This window comes from Rhodanobacter sp. FW021-MT20 (assembly GCF_041107475.1).
Taxonomy (GTDB): domain Bacteria; phylum Pseudomonadota; class Gammaproteobacteria; order Xanthomonadales; family Rhodanobacteraceae; genus Rhodanobacter_A; species Rhodanobacter_A glycinis.
The window spans coordinates 1-23,856 of record NZ_JBGBPX010000031.1; the positions used below are offsets into that span (position 1 = coordinate 1).

Below are 23,856 nucleotides of genomic sequence, written 5' to 3' on the forward strand. Positions count from 1 at the left end.
TCAACAGCGTCAATCACGGCTTCGACGCGCATGCCTATCTGCGTGCGATGCCGCGCGCGGCGGTGCGCGAGATCCACTTGGGTGGATTTATTCGCAAGACCGATCTCGCGGTACCGCTATTGATCGACAGCCACAGCCGGCCGGTGGATGCCGAAGTCTGGGCGCTTTATGCCGGGGCACTGGATCTGTTCGGCCCCGTACCCACCCTGATTGAGTGGGATCAGGACATCCCCGAACTTGAGGTGTTGCTGGCGGAAGCCGGCCGCGCGGAGGCCCTGCTCAATGGTCACCGCACCCACATTGCTTGAGTTGCAACGCGGTTTCGCCAACGCCGTGCTCGATCGCGGCAGTGACCTCGCGCAGTGGGTTGTCGGTGCCGGCCTCGCCCCCGCTGCACGGTTGCAGGTGTACGGCAACGCCATCGCCAGTACGCAGATCGAAACGCTGCGCGCCACGTACCCCGCGGTGCAAGCGCTGGTCGGCGAGGCCTTCTTCGAGGCCGCAGCGACGCGCTATCGCCTGCATCATCCGTCGACGCGCGGCAACCTGCAGGCGTTCGGCGGCGCCTTCGCCGCGTTTCTGGCCACGATGCCCGAAGCGGCAGCACTTGCCTATTTGCCTGATGTGGCGCAGTTGGAGTGGCTACGCCAGCAGTCCGCACTGGCCGCTGAAGCATCGCCACTGGCTCCGGCCACGCTCGATGACACGACATCGTTGTCCTGGCGGTTGCATCCCAGCGTGCGCCTGCTGGGCAGTACGCATCCGGTGCTGACGATCTGGCGTTACGCCACCGCCCCCGAAGGCGAGCGGCTGCAGCTGGATGGTCGCGGCGAACAGGTCGTGTTGTGGCGTGACGGCGGCGAGGTGGCGATGACCGTGCTGGACGCAGCGAGCTTCGCCTGCATCGCCGCGCTGATCGATACGCGTGATCTGGAGGCCGCGTATGCGGCGGCTCGGGCCATCGACGGAGCATTCGATCTCGCGGTTTGTCTGCGCAGTCTGCTGAAGCACCAACTGATTGCAGCGGGTTGACGCTAAAAATTCTTGCGCTTGACTCTGTACCTAAGTACGCGAATAGAGTGCTCCCATAGTCGCCCCCATCCACGCAGAGCCCTCCATGAAAAATACCCAAGTCGTCAAGAAAACAGGTTCCGGCGCTCTTCTGGCCGGGGGTATCACCGCACTACTGGCGTCGACCTGTTGCCTTGGTCCCCTGGTCTTGGTCGCCCTTGGGTTCAGTGGCGCCTGGATCGGCAACCTGACTGTGCTTGAGCCGTACCGCCCGTACTTTATCGGTGCAGCGCTGATCGCGATGGTCTTCGCCTGGCGACGCATCTACCGGCCTGCTACGGCGTGCGCGCCTGGTGACGTCTGCGCTGTGCCGCAGGTCAGGACCACCTACAAAGTCTTGTTCTGGATCGTCGCAGCCCTGGTGCTCGTGGCGCTGACCTTTCCCTATCTCGCCACGCTGTTTTACTGACCCGTCGGAGGATCCACCCATGAAGAAACTTGCCGCTCTCATCGTCCTTGCCACCGCCATTTCCGCGCCTGCCTGGGCGGCTACGAAGACCGCCACCCTGTCGGTGTCCGGTATGACGTGTGCCGCATGTCCCATCACCGTCAAGAAAGCGCTGTCCCAGGTTCCCGGTGTCGAAAAGACCGAGATCCTGTTCGACAAGAAGGAAGCCGTTGTGACCTTCGATGATGCCAAGACCAGCACCCGGGCACTCGTCAGCGCCACGACGGATGCGGGCTACCCCTCCACCGTTAAGAATTGAAGCGCCCGAGGTCATTCCCATGTCTCTCACTCCACTCACACGCACCGCCGACAAAGCGGGCGTAATCGGGGCCATCGTCACAGCGATGGGATGCGCTGCTTGCTTTCCTGCACTCGCCAGCCTGGGCGCCGCGATCGGATTGGGCTTTCTGAGCCAGTACGAGGGCGTATTCATCCATTACTTGCTGCCACTGTTTGCGATGGTCGCCTTGCTTGCCAACGGGATCGCCGGCTTCCGTCATCGGCAGTGGTTACGCATGGCCCTTGGCGTGATCGGACCGGTCTTGGTGCTGATCGGGGCCTTGCGCATGGCGGCGTGGCTGCTCTATCCCGGGCTGGTCTTGATGGTCGCGGTATCCATCTGGGATCTGGTATCGCCGCCGGGAAAGGGGCACCGCGGTGCGAAGCGAGACGACGCCTGCTGTTGAACACTCACCCCACCTTCCGCGGGTGGAGATGTGGGATCAAACCCCGTGGAGTACCGGCGTTCGTTGGATCACCCTATCGGAGATGACACCCATGAAAGCATGGCTGAGTGCCAAGAAAACCGACCTCATCACGGCCGCGATCGTCATCGGCATCGTGCTTTTGTTGATCGTCGTGGTGCCCTATTGCTGCTAACGGAAGGTGCCGTCACTGCGATGGTTGATGGGGCCCTCTATTGATTCAACGGTGTGCCGCTCTGCTTCGAACCGAAGCGACACGCGTTCATTTGCCAGGAACATCATGAACGAACAAACCCTCTCTGTGATCGGCATGACGTGCGCCGATTGCGCCCGACATGTTGAAAAAGCGCTCCGGGCGTTGCCTGACGTCGTCGCCGCTGACGTCGCCTACCCGCAAAATGTGGCGCACGTCCGTAGTACCCAGCCATTGACGGTGGAGCAACTCAACGCGGGTCTGCCGCAAAACTACCGGATCGCCGCCGCCTCGGCACCGCAAGCCGACACACTCGCGCGCAAGTCCTCCATGCTCGACCAGGCCTTGGGCTCGCTGGGTGGTTGGTTCAAGCCGCGTGGCGATGTCGACCGCACGCCCACCGCTTCGGAGCAGCGACTGCACGTTGCTGTCATCGGCACGGGCGGCGGGGCCATGGCGGCAGCGCTGAAGGCCGTTGAACTCGGCGCCCGGGTGACCGTCATCGAGCGCGGAACCGTCGGTGGTACCTGCGTCAATATCGGCTGCGTGCCGTCGAAGATCATGATCCGCGCCGCGCACGTGGCCCACCTGCGTCGAAGCAGTCCGTTCGATGACGGCATCTCCAGTACGGGGCCGGTGGTTCGGCGTGACCGACTGCTCGCCCAACAGCAAGGTCGTGTCGACGAACTGCGTCACGCCAAGTACGAGGGGATTCTCGATACCAACCCCAACATCCAGCTGCTGCGTGGCGAAGCGCGTTTCAAGGACGCACACACGCTCGTCGTCACGTCGACGACGGGGCGTGGTGAATCGGAGGTGTCTTTCGATCGCTGCCTGATCGCCACGGGTGCCCACGCGGCGGTGCCGCCCATCCCCGGCTTGAAGGACACCCCGTATTGGACGTCCACCGAGGCATTAGCCAGTGACGCGATTCCGCCGCGGCTCGCCGTCATCGGCTCGTCAGTGGTTGCGGTGGAATTGGCGCAAGCCTTCGCGCGGTTGGGCAGTCACGTCACCATCTTGGCGCGCAGCAGCTTGTTCTTTCGCGAAGATCCGGCCATCGGCGAGGCGATCACGGCGGCGTTCCGTGCCGAAGGCATCGAGGTGTTGGAGCACACCCAGGCCAGCCAAGTTGCCCATGCCAACGGTGAATTCGTGCTCACCACCGGGCACGGCGAAGTGCGTGCCGATCGGTTGCTGGTGGCCACGGGCCGGACCGCCAACACGCGTGACCTCGCGCTGGAGGCGGCGGGTGTTGCGGTGAATGCTCAAAACGCCATCGTGGTCGATCGCGGTATGCGAACCAGTGCGCCGCACATCTATGCTGCGGGCGATTGCACCGACCAGCCGCAGTTCGTCTACGTGGCGGCCGCCGCCGGTACACGTGCCGCCATCAACCTGATGGGGGGCGAGGCGACCTTGGATCTCACCACCATGCCGGCGGTGGTGTTCACGGAGCCCCAAGTCGCGACCGTAGGCCTTAGCGAGGCGGAAGCGCACCTGCAGGGTATCGAGACGGATAGCCGCACACTTTCACTCGATAACGTGCCGCGGGCGCTCGTCAATTTCGACACCCATGGCTTTATCAAGCTGGTGGCCGAAGCGGGTAGCGGCCGGCTCATCGGGGTGCAGGCGGTGACGCCGGAAGCCGGCGAGATCATCCAGGCGGCCGCACTGGCGATCCGGGCGCGCATGACCGTGCAGGAGCTTGCCGATCAGTTGTTCCCGTACCTGACGATGGTCGAGGGCCTGAAACTGGCGGCACAGACCTTCACCAAGGACGTCAAGCAACTTTCCTGCTGTGCCGGATGAGGAGACGGGGTGTTCGATGAACGCCTACACCGTGTCACAGCTGGCTAAAGACGCCGGCGTGAGCGTGCATATCGTGCGTGACTACCTGGTGCGCGGGCTGCTGCATCCGGCCGCGCGCACCGATGGAGGTTATGGCGTGTTCGACGCGAACGCCCTGCACCGGCTTTGTTTCGTGCGGTCCGCGGTCGAGGCAGGGGTCGGCCTGGACGTCGTGACGCGACTGTGCCGGTCGCTGGATGCATCGAATGCCGATAAGACGGTGATGTGCCTGGCAGAGGTAGGCGGAATCGTCGATGAGCGGCGGCAGGCATTGGTGGGGTTGGAGGCGCAATTGAGCGCGCTGCGGGCAGAGGTTGGTCGACACGAAGAGGCACGGCGATGAACGGTCACGAGCGCAAATCCATCACGGGTTACCTGTGGGCCGGGCTGGCTGTGCTGACGTGCCCGTGTCACCTCCCGATCCTGGCCGCGCTCTTGGCGGGTACGACGGCCGGCGCCTTTTTCAGTGCGCACTGGGTCATCGCGGCACTGGGGTTGATCAGCTTGTTCGGGCTATCCGTGTGGCGGGCGATACGTGCGTTTGGAGGACGCGTATGAGCGGTTTGATGCACGGCCGGCTTGAATTCGTCGAGGGCCGATCGGACGCATCCGCATGCCCTTGAGCGCCAGGTGAAAACGATCGCCATGGATTCGCGTGAACTGAACTCACCGGAGGCCATTGCCGACTTCGTGGACGCCTTTTACGCCAAGGTGAGGGTTGATGCCGCGCTTGGACCGATCTTCAAAGACGTTGACCTGCAGCAACATATACCAAAGATTCGCGCGTATTGGCGCAAGATGCTGCTCGGTGACCATGAGGGCTATCGACGCAACATGATTGCCCAGCACATGGCGCTGCACACGCGACATTCCTTGCACCACCACCACTTTCAGCGGTGGTTGGCGTTATTTGTGGCAACCGTGGACGAGCAATTCCGCGGGCACGCCGCCATCCAGGCCAAGCGCCTTGCGTCCACGATCGCTGTCAACCTCGAAGCGCTGCTCGACGTCCGTCGGAAGTAAAGGAGCATGGCATGAACCCAAATGAGAGTTTCGACCTGATCGTGATCGGGGCCGGTACCGGCGGTACGGGCGTCGCCCGCATGGCTGCGGCGGCAGGCTGGAAGGTCGCCGTGGTCGATAGCTTGCCTTATGGCGGTACGTGCGCCTTACGCGGGTGTGACCCCAAAAAAATGCTGATCGCCGTGACCGAGGGCGTCGACTGGGCGCGCAACTTGAAAGGCAAGGGGCTTCGGGCGCAAACCGCTGTCGATTGGCCCGACATGATCGCTTTCAAGCGCAGCTTTACCGACCTCATGTCAGGTCGGATCGAAGCCGGGATGCAGCGGGCCGGTGTCGTTCCCCTGCATGGCCAGGCCCGCTTCACCGGACCAAACACGATTGAAGTGAATGGCGAACTCCTGACCGCTCGGCATTTTCACCTTGCCACCGGCGCCCGGCCGATGACCTTGAATATCCCGGGCGAAAACCTGCTGATCACCAGCACCGACTTCCTCGAATTGCCGGAGCGGCCGGACAGGGTCGTCTTCGTCGGCGGCGGATTCATCGCGATGGAATTTGCCCACATCTGCAAACGCGCCGGCTCAAGGGACGTCACGGTACTAGAAATGATGAAGCGCCCGTTGGGCAATTTCGACCCCGACATGGTCGGCATGCTTTCCGAAGCGACCGCCGATCTGGGCATCGACCTGCGGACCGAGGCCAGGGTGTTGACGATCGAGCAGGACGGCGCCGGGTTCATCGTGACCTATGAAACGCCGCAAGGCACCCAGACCATTGCCTGCGACAGGGTGGTGCATGCCACCGGGCGCGTGCCCAACATCGAGCATCTCAACCTGGACGCCGCGGGCGTGGCCTACGGCCGTAAGGGCATCCAAGTCAGTCCCTTCATGCGCACGACCAACCCGGCGATCTTCGCGGCCGGCGACTGCGCGGACAGCGGCCCCAATCTCACCCCGGTCTCGGCCAACGAGGGCCGGATCGCGGGCAAGAACCTGCTCGCCGGAAAAGACGAGCGCGCGATCCACTACCCGCCGATCCCCAGCGTCGTCTTCACGCTTCCGCCCGTGGCGTCCGTCGGGCTGTCCGAAGACGCGGCACGCGAGCAGGGGCTGGACTTTGACGCGCATTTCGAGATAACCGCGCAGTGGTATTCCTCCCTGCGCGTGGGCGCGCGACACAGCGCCTACAAGGTGTTGGTCGAGAAAGGCAGCGGGAACATCCTGGGCGCGCATCTGATCGGCCCCGGCGCCGAGGAACAGATCAATCTGCTCGCCATGGCCATGGGCGCTGGACTGACGGCGAACAAGCTCAAGGGCATCATCTTTGCCTATCCCAGCTATGCCTCGGACATCAGTTCGATGGTGTAGCAGGCGCGCCAAGCAAAAAGTCCGCACGGCGTGTAGCTTTCCTGACGTGACCTAGTGCAGCACCTCAACCCACGCGAGGCGCATAACGAACTCGTCAAGACAAGGGCAGCCTTCGCGTTTCCTCTCATGCATCGAAGAGTCCAAGCCAGCACACCCTCTGCCATGCATTTAGCGCAACCCCCATCGCCTCGTGCCGGTACCGCCCGGTTGTTTTCGGTGCTCACCCTGGATGGGGGCGGCGCCCGCGGTTATTTGACACTCAAGATTCTCGAATGCGTCGAAGCGTATTTGAATACGCTGACTGATAACGCGCTGCCGCTGGGGGCGCGTTTCGACCTCATCTGTGGTACGTCGACGGGCGGGATCATCGCACTGGCGCTGGCACTGGGCCGACCGGTGAGCGAGATATCCGCCCTGTATGAAAGACACGTGCCGCGCATCTTCGGTTCAACGATGCGGCGCTTCGGGTGGATGAGAAATTTCCGCCCCCGTTACCGCAGCGACGCCTTACGCGAGGCGATGCATGCGTTCTTCGGCGACCTCACCTTAGGCGCGGTGCAGACGGATGTCTGCGTCACCGCGGCCTCGCTGACCAATGCACGACCCCATCTCTTCCGCAGCGATTACGCGAAGCCAGGCCCATGGCGTGGCGAAGATCGTCTCGCCGATCTGGCATTAGCCACCTCGGCGGCGCCAACCTTCTTCGCCGCCCACGCGACGGAACGCCTGAGCGATCTCGTCGATGGTGGGCTCTACGCCAACAACCCCGCGCTACTCGGTGTGGTGGAGGCGTTCCAGTTCAGCCGCCCGAGTCGGCGCGGTATCGCGCCGCCTCACGACCTTGGTGCCACGTGCCTGGCACAACTGGCCGTATTGTCGATAGGCACCGGTGAGCAATGTGCCATGCCCTATACCCCAGAACGCTTGCGTAACGGCGGTTTGCTGGCCTGGGGTGCGCACTTCCACAACGTCATCGACGAAAGCCAGTCGCAGTACACCAATCTGTTGGCGGCGGGCCTGCTGGGTACCGCCTACCACCGCATCAACCCGCGTCTGGATTTTCCGATGGCCATGGATGACGTGCGTCGTTTGCCCGCACTGAAAAACCTGGCGGAATTGTCCGTGTCGGATGAGGAATTTTTACGCACCCGCATGGCCATCTTTTGAATCGGGTCATCGGATGCGCCAGGCGGGGTGATGTTTGTGCGCGGATAGCCCGCGTGGAGCACGCGCCGGCGGTCATGACGCATCGTCGCCCGAAACCGATGAGGGGGACGATGCGTGCGACGCATGCAGGATGCCATCGTCGAGCAGGCGCGCCGCGGGATTGTCGGTCACGCCACCGGCCTGGAAGTACCCGATTACGCTGCCCACCGCGCGGTGCTCGGTCATGGCCATCAACGCCGGCAGCGCGATGCCTTGGCGGCCGCCTTCGGTGACAAAGCCCGAGCGCAGACTGTGCCCGCCGAAGTCCCCCTCCAACCCAGCCATCGCGGCGCGGCGTTGCACGATGGCTGCGACCGAGGCGGGTGAGAGGCCGCCACCAATGCGGTGCCGCCACAGCCGACGGAAGATCGGGCCGTCCGTGAGCTGAGCCGCCGCCAGCCAAGCGGCCAGTGCGTCGGCCGCGGGACCCAGGATGGGCTTGTCGGGCGTGGCGGTGACGCTCGGTCCGGCCTGTTGGGTCTTACTGTGCCCCAGGTGGTACACGAACGCGCGCTCGCCGACCCGGCGCAGATCGCTCAGGTCCGCGGCGGCCACTTCACTGCGTCGGCGCCCGCCGCTGGCGAACGCGAACAGCAGCAGCGCGCGATCGCGCACCCCGGTCAGGGAGGCATCGCAGGTGGCCAGCAGCGCGGCCAGCTCGGGCTGGGTGATCGCGGTCTTCTTGGTGGGGCGGTCGCCGCGTTTGACCGCGGCGCGGCGGGCGCGGGCCAGCAGGTGACGGACGGCCGGCTGCTCGCACGGGTTGGCCACGCGACGCCACTGGTGCGCTTTGGACAGCACGGCGATCCGATGGCTGATCGTACTCAACTTCAGCGGCCCCAGGCGTTGTTTGAGGCCGGCCTCGACCAGTGCGGCATCCAGTGCGGGCGGCAGCTCCCAGGTGAGCGCCGATTCGCTCCGACGGGCCAGGTGGTCGACGATGAACTGGATCACCACCGCCTCGGGCAATGGCAGGGCAAACGGCTGGCCGTAGCGGCCCTGATACCAGGCGGCGCAGTAGCGCAGCGCGCTGGCATAACTGCGCGCGGTGTTCGCCGACGCCGCTTCGGCCAGGATGTCGCGCACGGCCGCCGCCGCTTCCGTGGCCAATTGCTCCGGCGGAGCGATAGGGGGATGTAAGCCGGAACCCCAGAAAATTCCGTCACCCCAGCATCTGGCCGGCCACGAGTTACGATTCCCAGCGCCCTTCGTAGTCGCGCCAATACTGCTTCGTCGCCTCGTTCTTGATACTCACGTCATCCACCACGCAGTTGCGTAGATCGGCGATGTGGTAGATCTCCTGCAGGAGATCATCGAGCTGAGCTTTGAGATCCGCATCGGTTTCATAGTGAATCGGCACGCGGTATTCCGTGTCGTTGAGCTTCTTGGTCCCCTTGAAAGAAGCCGTGACCAGGTCATCGATCTCTTTCTTGACGCGGGTTTTGCCACGCGTGAACTTGCTTCCGTTCTCAACGTAGGCCCGGATCACGACGATGACGGTCTGCTGGCTTGGTGCAGCACTCGGTTCCGGAATGCTGCGCGCCGCGGTGCTCTTGGCGTGCTTGATCGCGCTGCTGATCGTGCTTCGGCTGCATCCAATCGTTCGTTGCACCATCGACCACGAGCTACCGCTGGCCAGCAGCCGGTTGATCGCCGCGTAGCGGTGCTGATCGACTTGCCGGCCGCGATACTTGCCGGCGATCTTCGCCTTCGCAATGCCTTGCGTTTGGCGCTCGCGGCGCTGCTCGTAGTCCCGGCGAGCGATGGCGGCCAGCATGTCCAGAAGCATGTCATTGATCGCGCCAAACATCCGCGCATCGAATTCATTTTGCTTCGGCGAAAGGTGCTGCCATGTGGTCGGCACGTTGACTGCAACGATACGTATCTGCCGTTCGCGGATCAGGCTCTTGAGCTTTTCCCACTCACCCCCGGCAAGGCGCGACAGACGGTCGACGTCCTCCACCAGCAATACGTCGGCCGGTCGGCTGTCCGCCAGCAGCCGGAACAGCTCGGGACGATCGAGCCGAGCGCCTGATTCGTTTTCCGCGTAATGGTTGCAAATCACCACGCCACGTTCGCGCGCGAAGCTATCGAGCATGCCCCGTGCCCGCTGGGCGTCTTGTTCGTTGGTGGAGGCGCGAAGGTAAGCGCGGACAAAAGTGGTCATCGGTACACTTAGGGTGATTTGACCGAACTGGTCTCGTATGGGTCGAAGTATCGCATGATGCAGTACCACGTTCGGGTAGTTTGCCAAGGGGATACCCTAATTGAACTAGTTGCATCATGCGGAGTAGATACCATTGATATGTACCATGCACAGGTATATATTAATGATAGGTATCAGAAGGAGTCTCACCATGTCCGCTACTGCCAAGCTGTTCATCACCGGGCGAAGTCAGGCCGTCCGGCTTCCGAGGGAGTTTCGTTTCCAGGGGGCCGAAGTATTTATTCGCCGCGACCCCCAGACCGGCGACGTTGTGCTATCGCCGAAGCCTGCTTCCTGGCAAGAGTTTTTCGAACTGGCCAACCGTACCAAGATGCCGGCGGATTTCATGGCGAATCGAGAAGATCTGCCCGCCGAGGAAAGGAGCCTGTTTTGAATCGCTTCATGCTCGATACGAACATGGCGAGCTACGTCATCAAAGGGCACCCTCCGGAGATCCGCGAGCGACTCGTCGCGCTGCCCATCGACAGCATCATCATCTCCGTCATCACACAAGCGGAACTGCTTTATGGGTTAGCCCGTAAAGGCCATCCCGCTGCCCTTGCCAATGTCATCCGCGAGTTTTTGCTGCGCGTAGAGATACTGCCGTGGGATGAACACGCCGCCACGGTCTATGGCGATTTGCGGGCCTCCTGCGCGTCGGCGGGCATCACCTTGGGAGCACTCGACATGATGATCGCCGCTCATGCGGTGGCCGCCAACGCGACGCTCATCACTCACGACAAAGCATTCACTCTTGTTCCTGATGGAGCACTTGCCGTCGATGACTGGACCAACAGCGGGTGAAACGCGAGACCGTGGCGGCAAAGAACAAGTTGCTTTCCATCCTCTCGGACGCCGAGCAGGAGGCGTTGTATGGGTTGCCCGACTTCGACGACTCCCAGCGACTGGAGTACTTGGCCCTGTCCGAAGCTGAACTGGCGCTCGCGGTCAGCCGTCCAGGCCTCCATGCCCAAGTCTATTGCGTCTTGCAGGTCGGCTACTTCAGGGCCAAACAGGCTTCCTTCCGCTTCGACTGGAGCGAGGTCGACGACGATCTTGCCTTCGTGCTGACTCGCTATTTCCACGGCGAGGCCTTCGAAAACAAGACGATTACCAAGCATGAGCACTACACCCAGCGTGAGCGCATCGCCGAGTTGTTCGGCTATCGGCCGTGGACGGCCGGCCTTTTGCCACAGCTCGCGCAGCAGGCCACACAGATCGCGCGCCGTGATGTGACGCCGGGATTCGTCGCCGCTGAGCTGATCGTCTGGCTCAACGAGCACAAAATCATCCGGCCCGGCTACACCACCTTGCAAGAACTGGTGAGCGCAACACTGTCGGCCGAACGCCGGCGCTTGGGCGACCTACTGGCCGAAGCGCTGGATGACGCGGCCCAAGCCGCGCTGGCCCAACTTCTGGTGCGAGACAACACGTTGTCCGAATTGGCCGTGCTGCGACAAGACGCCAAGGATTTTGGTTGGCGTCAAATGGCACACGAACGCGAGAAGCGCTCCACACTGGAGCCGTTGCACGCGATCGCCAAAACGTTGCTGCCCAAGTTGGGCATCTCGCAACAGAACGTGCGCTATTACGCGAGCCTGGCGAACTTCTATACCGTCCACGACCTGCGCAACCTCAAGCCGGACCAGGCCCATCTCTATCTGCTGTGCTACGCCTGGCTGCGTTATCGGCAGCTCACCGACAACCTGGTCGATGCGATGGCGTACCACATGAAGCGACTGGAAGATGAAAGCCGTGCCGGTGCGAAGCAATCCTTCGTCGCCGAGCAGGTGCGCCGTCAGCAGGAAACGCCACGGGTGGGGCGCCTGCTACTGCTCTATGTCGATGACACGGTGGCCGATACCACACCGTTCGGCAATGTGCGGCAGCGGGCGTACAAGATCCTGCCGAAAGACGCGCTTCAGCTCATCGGCCAGCGCATGAGCGTGAAGCCGATGAGCAAGCTGGCCCTACATTGGCAGGCGGTGGACGGCCTGGCCGAACGCATGCGCCGCCATCTGCGACCGCTGTATGTCGCGCTCGATTTCGCCGGCACCGACCTGGACAGCCCGTGGCTGGCCGCGCTGGCCTGGGCCAAGAGCGTGTTTGCGAAACAGCAACGTCTGTCGCAACGACCGCTCGCCGAATGTCCAACGGCTACGCTGCCGAAACGGTTGCGGCCGTACCTATTGATCTTCGATGCCAACGGCGATCCCGCGGGTCTGCATGCCGATCGTTACGAATTCTGGCTGTACCGGCAGATCCGGAAGCGCTTCAAGTCGGGCGAACTCTATCTCGACGACAGCCTGCAACATCGCCACCTCGCTGACGAGTTGGTCTCGCTTGCTGAGAAAGCCGGTGTGCTGGCACCGATGGACATCCCATTCCTGCGCGAACCCATCGAAACCCAGCTCGATGCGCTGACGGCGGAGTTGCGGACGCAATGGCTGGCGTTCAATCGCGAGCTGAAACAAGGCAAGCTGACGCACCTCGAATACGACCAGCACACGCAGACACTGACGTGGCACAAGCCAAAGAGCGAGAATGCCAAGGCGCACGAGAACGCACTCTACGAGCAACTGACCTTTTGCGATGTGGCTGACGTGTTCCGCTTCGTCAACGGCCAGTGCCAATTCCTGTCGGCGCTGACGCCGTTGCAGCCGCGCTATGCGAAGAAGGTGGCCGACGCCGACAGCTTGATGGCAGCCATCATCGCGCAGGCCATGAACCACGGCAATCAGGTCATGGCGCGTACCAGCGACATTCCGTACCACGTGCTGGAGACCACCTACCAGCAGTACCTACGGCAGGCATCGCTGCATGCGGCCAATGATTGCATCAGCAACGCCATTGCCGCGTTGCCGATTTTCCCCCACTACTCGTTCGACCTGGATGCACTGTACGGTGCCGTCGATGGACAGAAGTTCGGCGTCGAGCGGGCGACCGTGAAGGCGCGCTATTCGCGCAAATACTTCGGGCGCGGCAAGGGCGTCGTCGCCTACACGCTGCTGTGCAACCACATACCGCTCCACGGCTATCTGATCGGCGCCCACGACTACGAAGGCCACCACGTGTTCGACGTCTGGTACCGCAACACGTCCGACATCGTGCCGACCGTGATCACCGGTGACATGCACAGCGTCAACAAGGCCAACTTCGCGATCCTGCACTGGTTCGGTCGGCGCTTCGAACCGCGCTTCACCGACCTGGAAGACCAACTCCAGGAGCTGTACTGCGCCGACGATCCAGCGCTATACGAAAAGTGCCTAATCCGGCCGGTGGGTCAGATCGACCGGCCGCTCATCATCGGCGAGAAATCGAACATGGACCGGATCGTCGCCACGCTGGGTCTCAAGGAAATGACCCAGGGCACGCTGATCCGAAAGCTATGCACCTACACCGCGCCGAACCCGACGCGGCGTGCGATCTTCGAGTTCGACAAGCTCATCCGCAGCATCTACACGTTGCGTTACCTGCGCGATCCGCAGCTCGAACGCAAGGTCCACCGCTCGCAGAATCGCATCGAGTCCTACCACCAGCTACGCTCGACCATCGCCCAGGTCGGCGGCAAAAAGGAGTTGACCGGGCGCACCGACATCGAGATTGAGATCAGCAACCAGTGCGCGCGGCTGATCGCCAACGCCATCATCTACTACAACTCGGCGATCTTGTCGCGGCTGTTGACGAAGTACGAAGCAAGCAGCAACGCCAAAGCCGTGGCGCTGATCACACAGATGTCGCCCGCGGCCTGGCGGCACATCCTGCTGAACGGGCACTACACTTTCCAAAGCGACGGCAAGATGATCGACCTGGATGCGCTCGTGGCCGAACTGGATCTGGGATGACGGAATTTTCGCTGGTTCCGGTATCGGCTTAACCCCCGTCATCGATCGCATCGGTTGCCGCTGGGGTGCGCAGGGAGATAAAAGCCCGTCATTGCGCGCCTCTTTGCCGGGTGTAAACTCACCAGAAAGGGGAACTGGAGGTTGCTATGGGGAAGGGATCATGGGCCGGCCTTTGCATGGTGGCGGCTATCGGTGTCAGCACGATCGCGCAAGCGCACTTTTTAACGCCAGACCCCGTGCCGCCGAAGGCCGGCGACGTATTTGGCTTCAACCGCTACGCCTACGCGAAGAATAATCCGGTGGTCAACATCGATCCGGACGGGCGCTATGCGTGCGGCAGTGACAACAAGCAAACGTGCACCCAGATCAACGGGTTCGTGAACACCCTGCATACCGCCATGGGCAATCTCAATCCGAATTCGGCCGCCTACGCCAAATTGAGTGCTGTGTCAGACCACATCGGCACCTTGGGGGATGGAAACGGTGTAACGCTGGCCGCCGGCAGCTTGACTAAGAACGTCATTGCCGAAGCGAATAGCTCTTCGTTGATGACCATCGATGTCAAGCAGGCTGCTCCGCTCGCAGCAATGTTCAAACAATACAACCCGGGCATGAGCGCGTCGAAGCTCACCAATGCGTTCGGGGCTGAGGCCATCGCGCATGAAGGGCAACATCAGTTGGACTACATGAACCCTGCGATCGGCTATCCGACCAATCGGGCCACCGAGCACGCCACGGAAATGAACGCGTATCGCACAGAGATAGGCGTGGCAAGGGGGTTAGGGGTTTCCAACGATCTCTATGCGCCAGGGGCGTTGATGAAAGACATCAATGCACGCATCAATAATAATGCAAATGCGTCCACTAACTACTGGTGTGGGATCAACGGGTGTTAATGCGCCGCGCACTGTGGCTTCTCTGCCTCGTCATCGGGGGAGTGGTCGGCTGCTCCGTGTCTGCGGCTGGAAGGGCAGAGCAAGCCCAAACTATGACCGTCTGCCAACTCTATGCCAGCCGCCAGTCCCCGCCTATGGGTGAAATTCGCCTCAAGGCCAGGGCACTCATGGGGCCGAGGCATGGAGCCGCCTTTGTGGACCCGCATTGTCCACCGGGCACGGCGATTGGGTTTCGATTTGCCGATCATCTGCCGCCAACCTCGAAGGCCGCTCAGTTTGACCGGGCACTGACGGGGGATGTCATGGATGTATCCCTCCGGGTATTCGATGCCGAAGTCATCGGCACCTACACCGCGGCGTCGGAAGCCAATCCCCGAGGATTGTTCTACGTCGACCACGTCGATTGGTTCCGGAAGAAGCCGTCACCCCGATCCCAATGATTGCTCAAGCTCGCGAAAGAAGGGCGCATCGCACGATGCGCTGGGGTTGGGTGATAGCTTTCATGGCGATCAGTCCTTGGAGCCAGGCCCAAACGCCCGGTGCCGTGCCCATCCCCAACGATCCAAACGTGCGGATCTTGGAGCAACTGGCGAACCCGGCGGATGGCCGCGTCGATTACGCGAAAGTGCAGACAACTATCGAGCGCGCGGTCAATCCAACGTTTGATGCGGCAGCCTTCAACGCGGAACTGGACCGATGGTCCAATATGGTTCGGGCGCGGGGGACCAAAGGTGCGCCACCAACGGACGTGATGACGGTGCTGGGACAGGTGATCTACACGCCTGGGCCGTGGAACGACAACCACCCGTTCTCCTATGACCTGGACGATCCGCTCGGCGCGAAATATCAGAACAAGCTGGTGTCGACCTATCTGCGCACGCGCAAGGGCAACTGCGTGTCGATGCCCACGCTGCTGATCATCTTGGGCCAGAAGCTCGGCCTGAACATGACGCTGAGCCAAGCACCACAGCACGAATTTGCGCGTCTCCAAGATGTCAACGGACGATGGTTCAACATCGAGGCCACCAGTCCCGGTTCGCCGCCTGACTCCAAGTACATCAACGAAATGCATGTCACGCCGCTGTCGATCCAGAGCGGGATCTACCTGCGGACCACCACGCCACACGAAACCGTCGCGGCGATGCTCGAACCGCTGGAAGGCATCTACGCCCACACGCGCCCACCGGGCTACCTGCTCGGCTTGGCGAAGCTGGAGGAGCGGATTGATCCGAAGAATGCGGGTGGATACGTGAGTGAGGCAAACGCCTATTTCCTGACCCTGGCCCACCGCTACCTAGTGCACCACCTGACCCCCGAGGTATTGCCACCGGCGCAGCGGGCCGATTTCAACGCGCTCTACGACGCCAACACGCGGATCATGAACCAGGTGGAAGCGATGGGATGGGCCCCGCCCACGAAAGCAGGGAACAATGAATACCTTGAGCGTGTGGAGCGCTACAAGGCCGAACACGGCGGGTGAGTGGGCGGAATTTTCTGGGGTTCCGGCTTACATCCCCTACATGGAGCCGGACAGCAATCCCATGGCCGGCAGCTTCGACCGGCACGGGTATCTCGCCGCGCGCAAGCTCGCCCAGTCGGGCACCGAAACCCGCCTGAACTGCTCGCATTACGTGGTGCGGCGGCTGCGCAAGGGGTATCTGTACGTTTACTACCCGCAGGACAAGTCGTGGGATTACTACGCCACCCAGTCCAACGGGCAGCTGGAACGCATGCAGGCCGACTTGCACCACGGACTGGGTCGCAGCGATGCCGCCTGCGCACGCTTTGCCGCCACGTCATCCAACCTGCTGCTGACCATCGACGATCCGCAGCGTCATCCCGAATTCTGGGTGGCGTTCTCCGAGGCGCCGTGGACGCAAGCCGTGCGCAACCAAGTGGCCGCCAACCCCAGTGCGTTCATGCAGCACGTCGACATCCCGAAGGATCTGCTGGCTTTCGATGGCGCGGACCTCATCAAGAACACCGTGCTGGGCTTCCAGAACAAGCCGCTGCCACGCCTCAACGACGCGTTGGCCCGATCCATGCACGACCATGGATTGGGGTTCGGCCGGGACTCTGGATATTTTCGCAAAAAGCACGCTAGCTCATTGGCTAATTTTGCCCAACCCCCCAAAATGTAAAGTCAGCCGAGGGGTACTTCCTGCATCTCTTTCAACGCCTTGCGTGGACGTTGCCTTCGATATGGGATACGCGAGTGCCATGCCTATACGGCGCGCGCATCTTCACCACGACGGGACCAGGCTTCGGTTCCATGCATCGTTCATTTGTCCGGCGTCGGCGCTTTGGCTTTCTGGCTCCGTCGCATGTCAGCCATGGAGTTCGCGCCCGCCTGCGAGCGCCGGGTGTAGATCTGCACCATCTCGGCACTTTTCCAGTTCCCGGCGTCCTGGATCTGCGCGGTGGTGTAGCCGTTATTGATGAGGTCGTTGGCGCTTCCGACCCGCGCGGAGTGACCCGAGATCGTGAACGCATGATCGAGTCCGGCGGCGACGGCTCGACGGCGAAAGATGCGTGCCACTTCCTGGGCACCGAGCGGCAGCACGGGGTCGGGCAGACCTCGCGCGCGGGCCTCCAGGACGGCGGCGCGCACCCGGCCGCCGATCGGCCGAAAGAGCACGCCCGTGGTAATGCCGGCCGCATCCTGCCAGCGCTGGATCGCGGCGCGGGTGTCGACATCGACGTGGCGGAAATCCTCCTGCTCACCCGCCTGATTGGTCTTGGAGAACGGCACCACGACCGTCCACGTGTCTTTGGTCGGGTTGTACGCCAGGTGTTCGACCTCGACGCGAACAAGCTCCGATTCGCGGAGCAGGGTATCCGACGCCAGTTGCAGCATCGCCGCGTCACGCAGATCCCGCGGGGTCGTCCCCAGACCCGCAACGATACGCGCGATGTCGGTGGCCACCAGTTCACCGGCTTGGGTCCGCTGGTTGCCGCCGCGGGCGCCGAGCTCCCGAATCAGCTTTTTCCACTTGACCGGCCACCGGGCGTCCTTCACCGGATTGGGCAAACCGGCCGCCGCATGCACCAAGCCCACGGTGTAGAGGTAGCGGTTGATGGTCGAGCGTTTGCGGCCGCGCACAATGGCATTCCGCAGGAAGGCTTCCAGTTGTTCGACCGACGCCGGCAACGGCGCTTGTCCGGTGCCTTCGCACCAGGCGATGTACTGGCTCCAGTCGGCCCGGACCGCGCGCACCGTGGCGGCGGACTGGCCGCCGACAAAGTCCGCCTGCCATTCAGCGAGGCGAGCCAGGATCGCCGGCACAGTCGGCGGTGTCGCGGCGGGTTGCAACGCCTGTGGTGCGACGGGTGCCGCGCGCACCAGGCCCTGCAGGCTATCCACCACCAGCAGCTGGGTGCCGTCCATCAGGGATCGACCGTGCGTGAGTCCGCCACGACCGCGCGCAGGTCCGGCACGAGCACCATCTGCGCACGCGCCAGCGCGGCCGTCAGCATCGCTTGCCCGCGGGGCGCGGCCAATTCGATCGTCTCCGCGACGCTCCAGTGGTTGGACAGTGCCCCGTACAGAACACCCACCAGGTCCTTCTGCAGTTGTCGCGAGTGCCAACGAAACCCAGGGAGCAGCTCTCCCGTCGCGCGGCACTGGGCGTCGACGGTCGCGGCGGCAAAGTGGGTGCGCCGGTAGCGATCGGTGGTCAGGTGGCCATGCCAGCGCTGGTCTTCGGGCGAGTTGTAGTCGATGACCTTGCGGCGCGCCGGATGATCCATCGCCACGATCGGGAGGGGGTGGCGCAACGAAAGGCGGGCCAGCCCATGCCCCGCCGCATAGCCCGGCAGCAGGCTGACGCCGCCGGCGGCATCGGGTACCACGTCGCGCAGTGCGGTTTCCCACAGCGCCGCGTCCGGTGTCCATGCGATGTAGAAGGTGGGGCGCACGATCACGGTTTCCGGGCGGCCGGCGACGAGGGCGAGCCGGGCCTGGCAGCACGGGTGCGTCGCCAGTGGACCGTAGGCCAGGTCATAGACATGCCAGTAGTCGCCCGCTGGCACAACGTCGAAGAGACGGTGATGCAGCGTATCAGCGACGGCCACTCACGACCTCCGCATCCTCGATCGCCAGCGCGACCACGGCCTCCGGATCGGTCAGGAAGGCCTCGGCGGGAGTACGGCCACGGGCGTCCAGGGTGTCGTCGGCCACGCCATCCGGTGCCCGCTCTTCGGCGAGACTGCGCACACTCAGCGACCGCCGCGGCTGGTAGAGCCAGCCCAGCCGCCCCCAGCCGGCCGGGTCGGTCTCCTCGGTGAGCTCTGGGTTGGTGGCCAGGGCGGCGAGCAGGTCGGGTAGTTTGGAGTGCACGCGGCCATCGGGCAGGAACTGGAAGCGCGGGTGGATGAATGTGCGTTCGCCGGGCGGACGCACGCCAAACAACCGGCCGGCCGCGCGGTCGCGCGTGGCGCGTTGGCGTCCGGCCTCTTCATTGCTACTGCCCAGCTGCTGCCCAACGACCCCCGATTCGGGCCATTCTTCTGAGCGCGCGCGCGCGAGCAGGGCATCGCGACGGGCGATCGCGGCCTGTTCTGGAGTGAGTGGCAGCGGGCTGTCCGTGATCAGGACGGTCGGTCCGCTCACTGACGTGTGGATGGTCGCCGGGGCCGTGGTGATCACGAGCGCTTGATGCATCCGCGCAAGCAGGTCCTCCATATTGGACTCCACCGTGCCGGCCAATTCCAGCAGGAACACATCATTCGAGCCGGGCTGGATGGGTAAGAGCTCCCACGCCGCGACGGTCTCGCGCACGCTCGAGGGTGCGACCAGGCGCACCTGCTTGTTTGGTTCCACAATCAGCCAGGCGCGCTCGTGGGCGGCATGGCGCAGCAGCTGGGCGACCGTCGGGGTGGGATCAGCAATGGCGCGGGCGGCCGCCAAGATCCCCGACCAGACGCCTTCGCCAAAGGTGGCGGTGGCGGGCTTGCGCGGACGCGCACTGAGGTTGACCACGCGCAGCAGCGTGTCGGTTGCGGATGCATCGAACACATCGGTCTCGATCTCGGCCCGGGTGATGGTGCCGAACGCACGTGCGCCACTGTGCGCGAGCTCGAGGGTGGCAAATACCGCGTTCATCGCCTCATTCATGACGGTCTCCGTGCAGCACCGGCTGCGGCGTTACTGTGCGCCATGTGATTTATAAAATCAAGCCTCCTAGATGATAACTGTAATTATTGTCCATTGCGGCGACGATAATATACTGCGAGCGTATCCTCTGCATATCTAGCTACTTGAACGTAGCGCCAAAACAGGGTAAAAGCTAGGTTTAGGCCATGATACGCTGCGTAACACACTATGACCTCCAACACAGAAAATCGGGCCGCCGCCCTCAAGCGCGCCCAGCCCTGGGTCGACGCCGTCGCCGAAGCGCGGCCGGCCACGATCCTCGAGAACGAGCCGATCACTGACCAATGCTTATGCCGACGGCTGGATTGGTCATGTCAACGGCCGGCAGCTGGACATCTGCTACCGGGTTACGCCACTGCCCGCCGTCGGCACGCGGCTGCAGGTCATGAGAGTGGCTTACGTGATTCCCAGCAAAGGTGTGCCCCTTGAACACTTCGCCGCGAGCGGGCAAGCCACGGTAACGTCGATCATGGGCGCGCATTGCGTGCGGGCGGAACTGATCCAGGGCACGGCGCAGTGGGCAGATCACACGCGGCCCATGCCCTGAACGGCACGACGACGAGGCCGCCAAGGCGGCATGCTCCGCGACGGGCCATGGCGGAGTGGTGAAGGCGTGGTTGCACCATCCAGCCGATGCGCTCCACCGGCGTCATGCCTGTCGCATCCTGCCTGCCGCCATTTCAGCGGGCATGCAGCGAGGCGATCAGCGGGCAGGACACGTTGCGCTGACGCGTGCCGCATTGCTCGACAAGCGCAGCGAGGGCTGTTTCCATGCGTGCGAGGTCGGCCAGCCGATGGCGTACATCGGCCAGCCGCAGCGCGGCCAGACTGGCCGCTTCCGTGCAATGGGTGCCGTCCTCCAGCCGCAGTAGCTGCGCCACCTCATCGAGGCTGAATCCCAACCGCTGCGCGGATTTCACGAACTTCACCCGCGCGACCTCCGCGTTTCCGTAGCGACGAATGCCGCCCGGAGGACGGGCGGGCTCCGCCAACAGGCGCTTGCGCTGGTAGAAGCGGATCGTCTCGACATTGACTCCGGCTGCCTTGGCGAAGGCGCCGATGGAAAACGTTTCCTGCGTGGAGGGCATGGACTTGACTCCGTACTTGACTACGGGAATACCTTAGATCATCGGCATTCCGCGCGAAAGGAGAACCCCATGTCCCTGCTCACTCGGCTGGCCGACAAGGCCGGACTGATCGGCAGTGTCGTCTCGGCAGCGGCCTGCGTGAATTGCTTTCCCGCCCTGGCCAGCCTCGGTGCGGCGATCGGGCTGGGCGTACTGAGTCCGTATGAAGGCCTGTTCATCCGCATCCTGTTGCCGGCGTTTGCCGCCATCGCGCTGCTCGCCAATGCGCTGGGCTGGCTCAGTCACCGGCAGTGGTCGCGTGCCGTGCTCGGTATGCTCGGTCCGCTGCTGGTGCTGCTGGCGGTATGGGTGATGCGGGCCAGTGGCCATCGCACCGGATGGCTCCTCTATCCGGGCCTGCTGCTGATGGTGGCGGTCTCAGTCCGCGATCTGCTGGCGCCGGCTCCCAGCGCGTCCTGCCGCACGGCCAGTGATGCGATGGATGCCCACTGAATCGACACGATAGACATGGGCACAACGAAGACCCTGCCGACACTTCCCATCCATTTCTCCGGCGAAACGCATGACGACCGAACTCATCCTGCAGAGCACCCTGGCCTGTCCGCATTGCGGCCATCAGGCCACCGAGACCATGCCGACTGACGCGTGCCAGTTCTTCTACGACTGTGCGGGTTGCGGCGAACTGCTCCGACCGAAAGCCGGCGACTGCTGCGTGTTCTGCTCCTACGGCAGCGTGCCGTGTCCACCGATCCAGCAACAGAAGTCGTGCTGCGGGTAGACCATCTTCATAGGGGTCGGCTGGCGACTGTAGGGGCTGTCTGAATTCATCACGACCGGCGCCCAAGTGAAATTGTCTAACAGCGCGACTGTCGTTTAGGATCGAAGCATGTATCGGTCTGCGCCATCCCTGCTGACTCGCCTGCGCCGCCACCGCGGTCTGTGGGTGTTGGCCGTGGCCGTGTTGCTGATCAAGCTGGTCAGCGGGTCGATCTGTATGGCCGATGGGCCGGGGGCGCGATTCGCTTCGACGACGACGGTCACCGTCCCCCTGGTGGCGGATACCGCCGTCAGCCCGACAGCGGCTGACGATGCAAACAGCTGTCTCCTTGGCGAAGGAAGCGGCTGTCATTGCGCCTGTGCGCATTCGGTGACGTTGCCGGCCAGTGCACCGCTTCCCATCGCCCGGATGGAGGCGCACTTCGCGCCGCTCACCTTCCATTCGGGGGTCACGCCGGCCACCACCGGCTCATTGTTGCGCCCTCCGATCGCCTGAAACCGCTCCGTTACGCGACGCCACCGCCTGTGCGGTGCATCGCTTCGTGACCGTTTTCAGGAGATGGCTTCATGTCTGTTTTTCGTTCGGCGCCGATCGGCGCCGTGTGTCTGTTGTATGCGGCGATGCTCGGTGCCGCCCCCGTATCCCATCCTTCCCCACCGATAGGTCCTCTGCCGACTGCGCTGGCATCGTCGCCCTTGCAGGAGGCGGTACACCGTATCTGGCAAGCCAGCCCCGAGGTGCAGGCCGCGCGGGCGGACCTTGACGCGGCCCAGGCCCGTGCGCGCGCTGCAGCCCAGCCGCTGTACAACCCCTCGCTGTCGCTCGATGCGGAGAATGCGGACGTCAATCGGCGCACGGCCGGCATCAGCCTGCCGCTGGATCTGTCCGGCAAGCGTCGTGCCCGGGCCAGTCAGGGCAAGGCCGACCTGCGCGCCGCCGAGGCGACCTATAACCTCTTGCGTCGCGACGTCGCGGCCCGTTGGTTGAAGGCGTGGTCGACGGCTGCACTCGCAGCCCGACAGAGCGAGCTGGGCCGACGTCGCCTGGCGCTGATGCAACGCTTCGATGATCTGGCCGCGCAACGGCTGAAGGTAGGCGACATCAGCAGTCCGGAGCGCGATTTGGCCGGTCTGGCCTTGGGCGAGGCGCAGGTGCAGCAAGCTACTCTCGCCGGCAATGAAGCGGCGGCCCGTGCGGCATTGCTGGTCATCAGCGGCGATCAGCCGACCACGCTGCCACCGCTACCTATTGGCCTGTCGCCTGCGGCGGGCAGTGTTACGCCGTTGCCGGTCGATGAGCTGCCCGAACTGCGGCAGTCCCGTGCCCAACAAGCGAGCGCCGAAGCAGGCGTGCAAGTCGCCCGCCGGGCACGCATCCCCGACCCCACGCTCAGCCTGACCGGCGGACAGGTGCGCAGCGGGCCGCGCACCGATCAGGTGATCGGCTTGAGTGTTTCCATTCCCTTGCCGGTACTCAACACCGGCCGTGCCGAAGTGGATGCCGCCCGCGCGGAAGCCGATGCAGCCGCCGCTTCCGCGCGTTCGCGTCAGTTTGTGCTGCGTGCCAGCCTGCAGGAAACGCAGACCCGCTATGCCGCCTTGCGGCATGCCGCCGAGGCGTTCCGCGGTGGCCGGGCCGCCGCGTTCGAGGATCGCACCGCGTTGCTGGAAAAGCTCTGGCGCGCCGGTGAAATCAGCACCTCCGATTACCTCGTACAGCTCAAACAGAGCTTGGACACCGCGTTGTCCGGCCAAGAACTGGAAAGCCAGACCTGGCAGACCTGGTTCGATTACCTCACCGCTGCGGGCCGTCTCACTGACTGGCTCGATGGCCGCACTCAGGACGGCCTTAATCAGGAAATCTCGCGATGAATCCCTCTCTTTTGAAACGCAGTCTGCTGGGCATGGCGCTGCTGGCTGTGTTGGCCGGCCCCGTCATGGCGCAGGAAGGGGGTCTAAGCCGGAATCCTCAAAATTTCCGAAAAATATCGTAACATACTGTTTATAATAATAATTGCATACATCC

At 63.3% G+C, this 23,856-nt stretch carries 28 protein-coding genes; 22 read left to right on the forward strand and 6 right to left on the reverse strand.

All coding sequences use genetic code 11. From position 1 onward, the window contains the following. From AB7849_RS19010 to AB7849_RS19060, 11 genes are all read left to right on the forward strand, one after another. A partial coding sequence (locus AB7849_RS19010; RefSeq protein ID WP_369501534.1) for a multinuclear nonheme iron-dependent oxidase occupies positions 1-308 on the forward strand: 308 nt, incomplete at its 5' end. Next, positions 283-1,032, forward strand: coding sequence for an HvfC/BufC N-terminal domain-containing protein (locus tag AB7849_RS19015; protein WP_015447709.1), 750 nt, complete (start codon positions 283-285; stop codon positions 1,030-1,032). The genes AB7849_RS19010 and AB7849_RS19015, both read left to right, overlap by 26 nt. A gap of 85 nt (positions 1,033-1,117) precedes the next feature. After that, on the forward strand, positions 1,118-1,480 hold the full coding sequence (merT, locus tag AB7849_RS19020; protein ID WP_015447708.1) for a mercuric ion transporter MerT: 363 nt from the start codon (positions 1,118-1,120) through the stop codon (positions 1,478-1,480). Positions 1,481-1,499: 19 nt separating this feature from the next. Further along, entirely contained in the window at positions 1,500-1,778 is a 279-nt protein-coding gene (gene merP, locus AB7849_RS19025; protein WP_015447707.1) for a mercury resistance system periplasmic binding protein MerP, read from the forward strand. A 19-nt stretch (positions 1,779-1,797) separates the two neighbouring features. After that, positions 1,798-2,205 carry an organomercurial transporter MerC gene (gene merC / locus AB7849_RS19030; RefSeq protein ID WP_015447706.1) on the forward strand — a complete coding sequence of 136 codons (408 nt, stop codon included), beginning with the start codon at positions 1,798-1,800 and terminating at the stop codon, positions 2,203-2,205. Positions 2,206-2,503: 298 nt separating this feature from the next. Beyond that, the gene (gene merA / locus AB7849_RS19035) at positions 2,504-4,228 is read left to right on the forward strand and encodes a mercury(II) reductase (RefSeq protein WP_015447704.1); all 1,725 of its coding nucleotides are present in this window, start codon (positions 2,504-2,506) and stop codon (positions 4,226-4,228) included. A gap of 16 nt (positions 4,229-4,244) precedes the next feature. Continuing rightward, a complete protein-coding gene (gene merD / locus AB7849_RS19040) occupies positions 4,245-4,610 on the forward strand; it encodes a mercuric resistance transcriptional repressor MerD (protein ID WP_008214502.1) in 366 nt (121 codons plus the stop codon). Next, a complete protein-coding gene (merE, locus tag AB7849_RS19045; protein WP_008214504.1) occupies positions 4,607-4,825 on the forward strand; it encodes a broad-spectrum mercury transporter MerE in 219 nt (72 codons plus the stop codon). Before merD ends, merE begins: the two co-directional genes overlap by 4 nt. A 72-nt stretch (positions 4,826-4,897) precedes the next feature. Continuing rightward, positions 4,898-5,290: a group III truncated hemoglobin gene (locus AB7849_RS19050; protein ID WP_231381787.1), complete on the forward strand. Its 393-nt coding sequence runs from the start codon at positions 4,898-4,900 to the stop codon at positions 5,288-5,290. An 11-nt stretch (positions 5,291-5,301) separates the two neighbouring features. Beyond that, positions 5,302-6,657, forward strand: coding sequence for a dihydrolipoyl dehydrogenase family protein (locus AB7849_RS19055; protein WP_008214509.1), 1,356 nt, complete (start codon positions 5,302-5,304; stop codon positions 6,655-6,657). Positions 6,658-6,873: 216 nt separating this feature from the next. Next, complete coding sequence (locus AB7849_RS19060; RefSeq protein ID WP_235645292.1) at positions 6,874-7,824, forward strand: CBASS cGAMP-activated phospholipase; 951 nt, start codon at positions 6,874-6,876, stop codon at positions 7,822-7,824. Positions 7,825-7,896: 72 nt separating this feature from the next. On the opposite strand, the gene AB7849_RS19065 is transcribed toward AB7849_RS19060, so the two are convergent. Both AB7849_RS19065 and AB7849_RS19070 read right to left on the reverse strand, forming a co-directional pair. Next, positions 7,897-8,949, reverse strand: a complete 1,053-nt coding sequence (locus AB7849_RS19065; protein ID WP_343122235.1) for a site-specific integrase — start codon at positions 8,947-8,949, stop codon at positions 7,897-7,899. A 103-nt stretch (positions 8,950-9,052) separates the two neighbouring features. Beyond that, positions 9,053-10,030 (reverse strand): recombinase family protein, encoded by a 978-nt coding sequence (locus AB7849_RS19070; RefSeq protein WP_037101545.1) that lies wholly within the window; start codon positions 10,028-10,030, stop codon positions 9,053-9,055. Positions 10,031-10,220: 190 nt separating this feature from the next. Here AB7849_RS19070 and AB7849_RS19075 point away from each other — a divergent pair, with 190 nt between their 5' ends. From AB7849_RS19075 to AB7849_RS19105, 7 genes are all read left to right on the forward strand, one after another. Next, positions 10,221-10,463, forward strand: a complete 243-nt coding sequence (locus AB7849_RS19075) for an antitoxin (protein WP_008214518.1) — start codon at positions 10,221-10,223, stop codon at positions 10,461-10,463. Then, a complete protein-coding gene (locus AB7849_RS19080) occupies positions 10,460-10,873 on the forward strand; it encodes a type II toxin-antitoxin system VapC family toxin (RefSeq protein WP_008214519.1) in 414 nt (137 codons plus the stop codon). Before AB7849_RS19075 ends, AB7849_RS19080 begins: the two co-directional genes overlap by 4 nt. A gap of 11 nt (positions 10,874-10,884) precedes the next feature. Further along, a complete protein-coding gene (locus AB7849_RS19085) occupies positions 10,885-13,914 on the forward strand; it encodes a Tn3 family transposase (protein WP_008214520.1) in 3,030 nt (1,009 codons plus the stop codon). 146 nt (positions 13,915-14,060) lie between these two features. After that, on the forward strand, positions 14,061-14,810 hold the full coding sequence (locus AB7849_RS19090) for an RHS repeat-associated core domain-containing protein (protein ID WP_008214521.1): 750 nt from the start codon (positions 14,061-14,063) through the stop codon (positions 14,808-14,810). 92 nt (positions 14,811-14,902) lie between these two features. Then, entirely contained in the window at positions 14,903-15,250 is a 348-nt protein-coding gene (locus AB7849_RS19095; RefSeq protein ID WP_369501535.1) for a hypothetical protein, read from the forward strand. A 62-nt stretch (positions 15,251-15,312) separates the two neighbouring features. Continuing rightward, the gene (locus tag AB7849_RS19100; protein WP_369501536.1) at positions 15,313-16,290 is read left to right on the forward strand and encodes a transglutaminase family protein; all 978 of its coding nucleotides are present in this window, start codon (positions 15,313-15,315) and stop codon (positions 16,288-16,290) included. A 61-nt stretch (positions 16,291-16,351) separates the two neighbouring features. Next, positions 16,352-16,951 carry a toxin VasX gene (locus tag AB7849_RS19105; protein WP_369501537.1) on the forward strand — a complete coding sequence of 200 codons (600 nt, stop codon included), beginning with the start codon at positions 16,352-16,354 and terminating at the stop codon, positions 16,949-16,951. A gap of 140 nt (positions 16,952-17,091) precedes the next feature. Here AB7849_RS19105 and AB7849_RS19110 read toward each other — a convergent pair whose 3' ends face one another. From AB7849_RS19110 to merR, 4 genes are all read right to left on the reverse strand, one after another. Next, entirely contained in the window at positions 17,092-18,198 is a 1,107-nt protein-coding gene (locus tag AB7849_RS19110; RefSeq protein WP_369501538.1) for a tyrosine-type recombinase/integrase, read from the reverse strand. Beyond that, on the reverse strand, positions 18,198-18,884 hold the full coding sequence (locus AB7849_RS19115; protein ID WP_008213946.1) for a hypothetical protein: 687 nt from the start codon (positions 18,882-18,884) through the stop codon (positions 18,198-18,200). The genes AB7849_RS19110 and AB7849_RS19115 overlap by 1 nt, the downstream gene beginning before the upstream one ends. After that, a complete protein-coding gene (locus AB7849_RS19120; protein ID WP_008214465.1) occupies positions 18,871-19,926 on the reverse strand; it encodes a hypothetical protein in 1,056 nt (351 codons plus the stop codon). The genes AB7849_RS19115 and AB7849_RS19120 overlap by 14 nt, the downstream gene beginning before the upstream one ends. A 719-nt stretch (positions 19,927-20,645) precedes the next feature. Next, positions 20,646-21,053: an Hg(II)-responsive transcriptional regulator gene (gene merR, locus AB7849_RS19125; RefSeq protein WP_333678597.1), complete on the reverse strand. Its 408-nt coding sequence runs from the start codon at positions 21,051-21,053 to the stop codon at positions 20,646-20,648. A 69-nt stretch (positions 21,054-21,122) separates the two neighbouring features. Between merR and merC (AB7849_RS19130) the strand changes: the two genes are divergently transcribed. From merC (AB7849_RS19130) to AB7849_RS19145, 4 genes are all read left to right on the forward strand, one after another. After that, a complete protein-coding gene (gene merC / locus AB7849_RS19130; RefSeq protein WP_333678599.1) occupies positions 21,123-21,545 on the forward strand; it encodes an organomercurial transporter MerC in 423 nt (140 codons plus the stop codon). Positions 21,546-21,615: 70 nt separating this feature from the next. Continuing rightward, positions 21,616-21,831 carry a GDCCVxC domain-containing (seleno)protein gene (locus AB7849_RS19135; RefSeq protein WP_008208629.1) on the forward strand — a complete coding sequence of 72 codons (216 nt, stop codon included), beginning with the start codon at positions 21,616-21,618 and terminating at the stop codon, positions 21,829-21,831. Between the two features lie 174 nt (positions 21,832-22,005). Further along, positions 22,006-22,326 carry a hypothetical protein gene (locus AB7849_RS19140; RefSeq protein WP_237711757.1) on the forward strand — a complete coding sequence of 107 codons (321 nt, stop codon included), beginning with the start codon at positions 22,006-22,008 and terminating at the stop codon, positions 22,324-22,326. A 71-nt stretch (positions 22,327-22,397) separates the two neighbouring features. Beyond that, the gene (locus AB7849_RS19145; RefSeq protein ID WP_237711758.1) at positions 22,398-23,702 is read left to right on the forward strand and encodes a TolC family protein; all 1,305 of its coding nucleotides are present in this window, start codon (positions 22,398-22,400) and stop codon (positions 23,700-23,702) included. Positions 23,703-23,856: the final 154 nt, after the last annotated feature.

Bases quoted from the DNA above. Each gene is read 5' to 3' on its own strand.
- merR (WP_333678597.1), bottom strand. From the start codon at position 21,053: ATGCCCTCCACGCAGGAAACGTTTTCCATCGGCGCCTTCGCCAAGGCA.
- AB7849_RS19070 (WP_037101545.1), bottom strand. From the start codon at position 10,030: ATGACCACTTTTGTCCGCGCTTACCTTCGCGCCTCCACCAACGAACAA.
- AB7849_RS19100 (WP_369501536.1), top strand. From the start codon at position 15,313: ATGGCGATCAGTCCTTGGAGCCAGGCCCAAACGCCCGGTGCCGTGCCC.
- merC (WP_333678599.1), top strand. From the start codon at position 21,123: ATGTCCCTGCTCACTCGGCTGGCCGACAAGGCCGGACTGATCGGCAGT.
- AB7849_RS19095 (WP_369501535.1), top strand. From the start codon at position 14,903: ATGACCGTCTGCCAACTCTATGCCAGCCGCCAGTCCCCGCCTATGGGT.
- AB7849_RS19105 (WP_369501537.1), top strand. From the start codon at position 16,352: ATGGCCGGCAGCTTCGACCGGCACGGGTATCTCGCCGCGCGCAAGCTC.
- AB7849_RS19055 (WP_008214509.1), top strand. From the start codon at position 5,302: ATGAACCCAAATGAGAGTTTCGACCTGATCGTGATCGGGGCCGGTACC.
- AB7849_RS19145 (WP_237711758.1), top strand. From the start codon at position 22,398: ATGTCTGTTTTTCGTTCGGCGCCGATCGGCGCCGTGTGTCTGTTGTAT.
- merE (WP_008214504.1), top strand. From the start codon at position 4,607: ATGAACGGTCACGAGCGCAAATCCATCACGGGTTACCTGTGGGCCGGG.
- AB7849_RS19135 (WP_008208629.1), top strand. From the start codon at position 21,616: ATGACGACCGAACTCATCCTGCAGAGCACCCTGGCCTGTCCGCATTGC.
- AB7849_RS19120 (WP_008214465.1), bottom strand. From the start codon at position 19,926: ATGAATGAGGCGATGAACGCGGTATTTGCCACCCTCGAGCTCGCGCAC.
- merP (WP_015447707.1), top strand. From the start codon at position 1,500: ATGAAGAAACTTGCCGCTCTCATCGTCCTTGCCACCGCCATTTCCGCG.
- AB7849_RS19090 (WP_008214521.1), top strand. From the start codon at position 14,061: ATGGGGAAGGGATCATGGGCCGGCCTTTGCATGGTGGCGGCTATCGGT.
- AB7849_RS19110 (WP_369501538.1), bottom strand. From the start codon at position 18,198: ATGGACGGCACCCAGCTGCTGGTGGTGGATAGCCTGCAGGGCCTGGTG.
- merT (WP_015447708.1), top strand. From the start codon at position 1,118: ATGAAAAATACCCAAGTCGTCAAGAAAACAGGTTCCGGCGCTCTTCTG.
- AB7849_RS19015 (WP_015447709.1), top strand. From the start codon at position 283: ATGGTCACCGCACCCACATTGCTTGAGTTGCAACGCGGTTTCGCCAAC.
- merD (WP_008214502.1), top strand. From the start codon at position 4,245: ATGAACGCCTACACCGTGTCACAGCTGGCTAAAGACGCCGGCGTGAGC.
- merA (WP_015447704.1), top strand. From the start codon at position 2,504: ATGAACGAACAAACCCTCTCTGTGATCGGCATGACGTGCGCCGATTGC.
- AB7849_RS19075 (WP_008214518.1), top strand. From the start codon at position 10,221: ATGTCCGCTACTGCCAAGCTGTTCATCACCGGGCGAAGTCAGGCCGTC.
- merC (WP_015447706.1), top strand. From the start codon at position 1,798: ATGTCTCTCACTCCACTCACACGCACCGCCGACAAAGCGGGCGTAATC.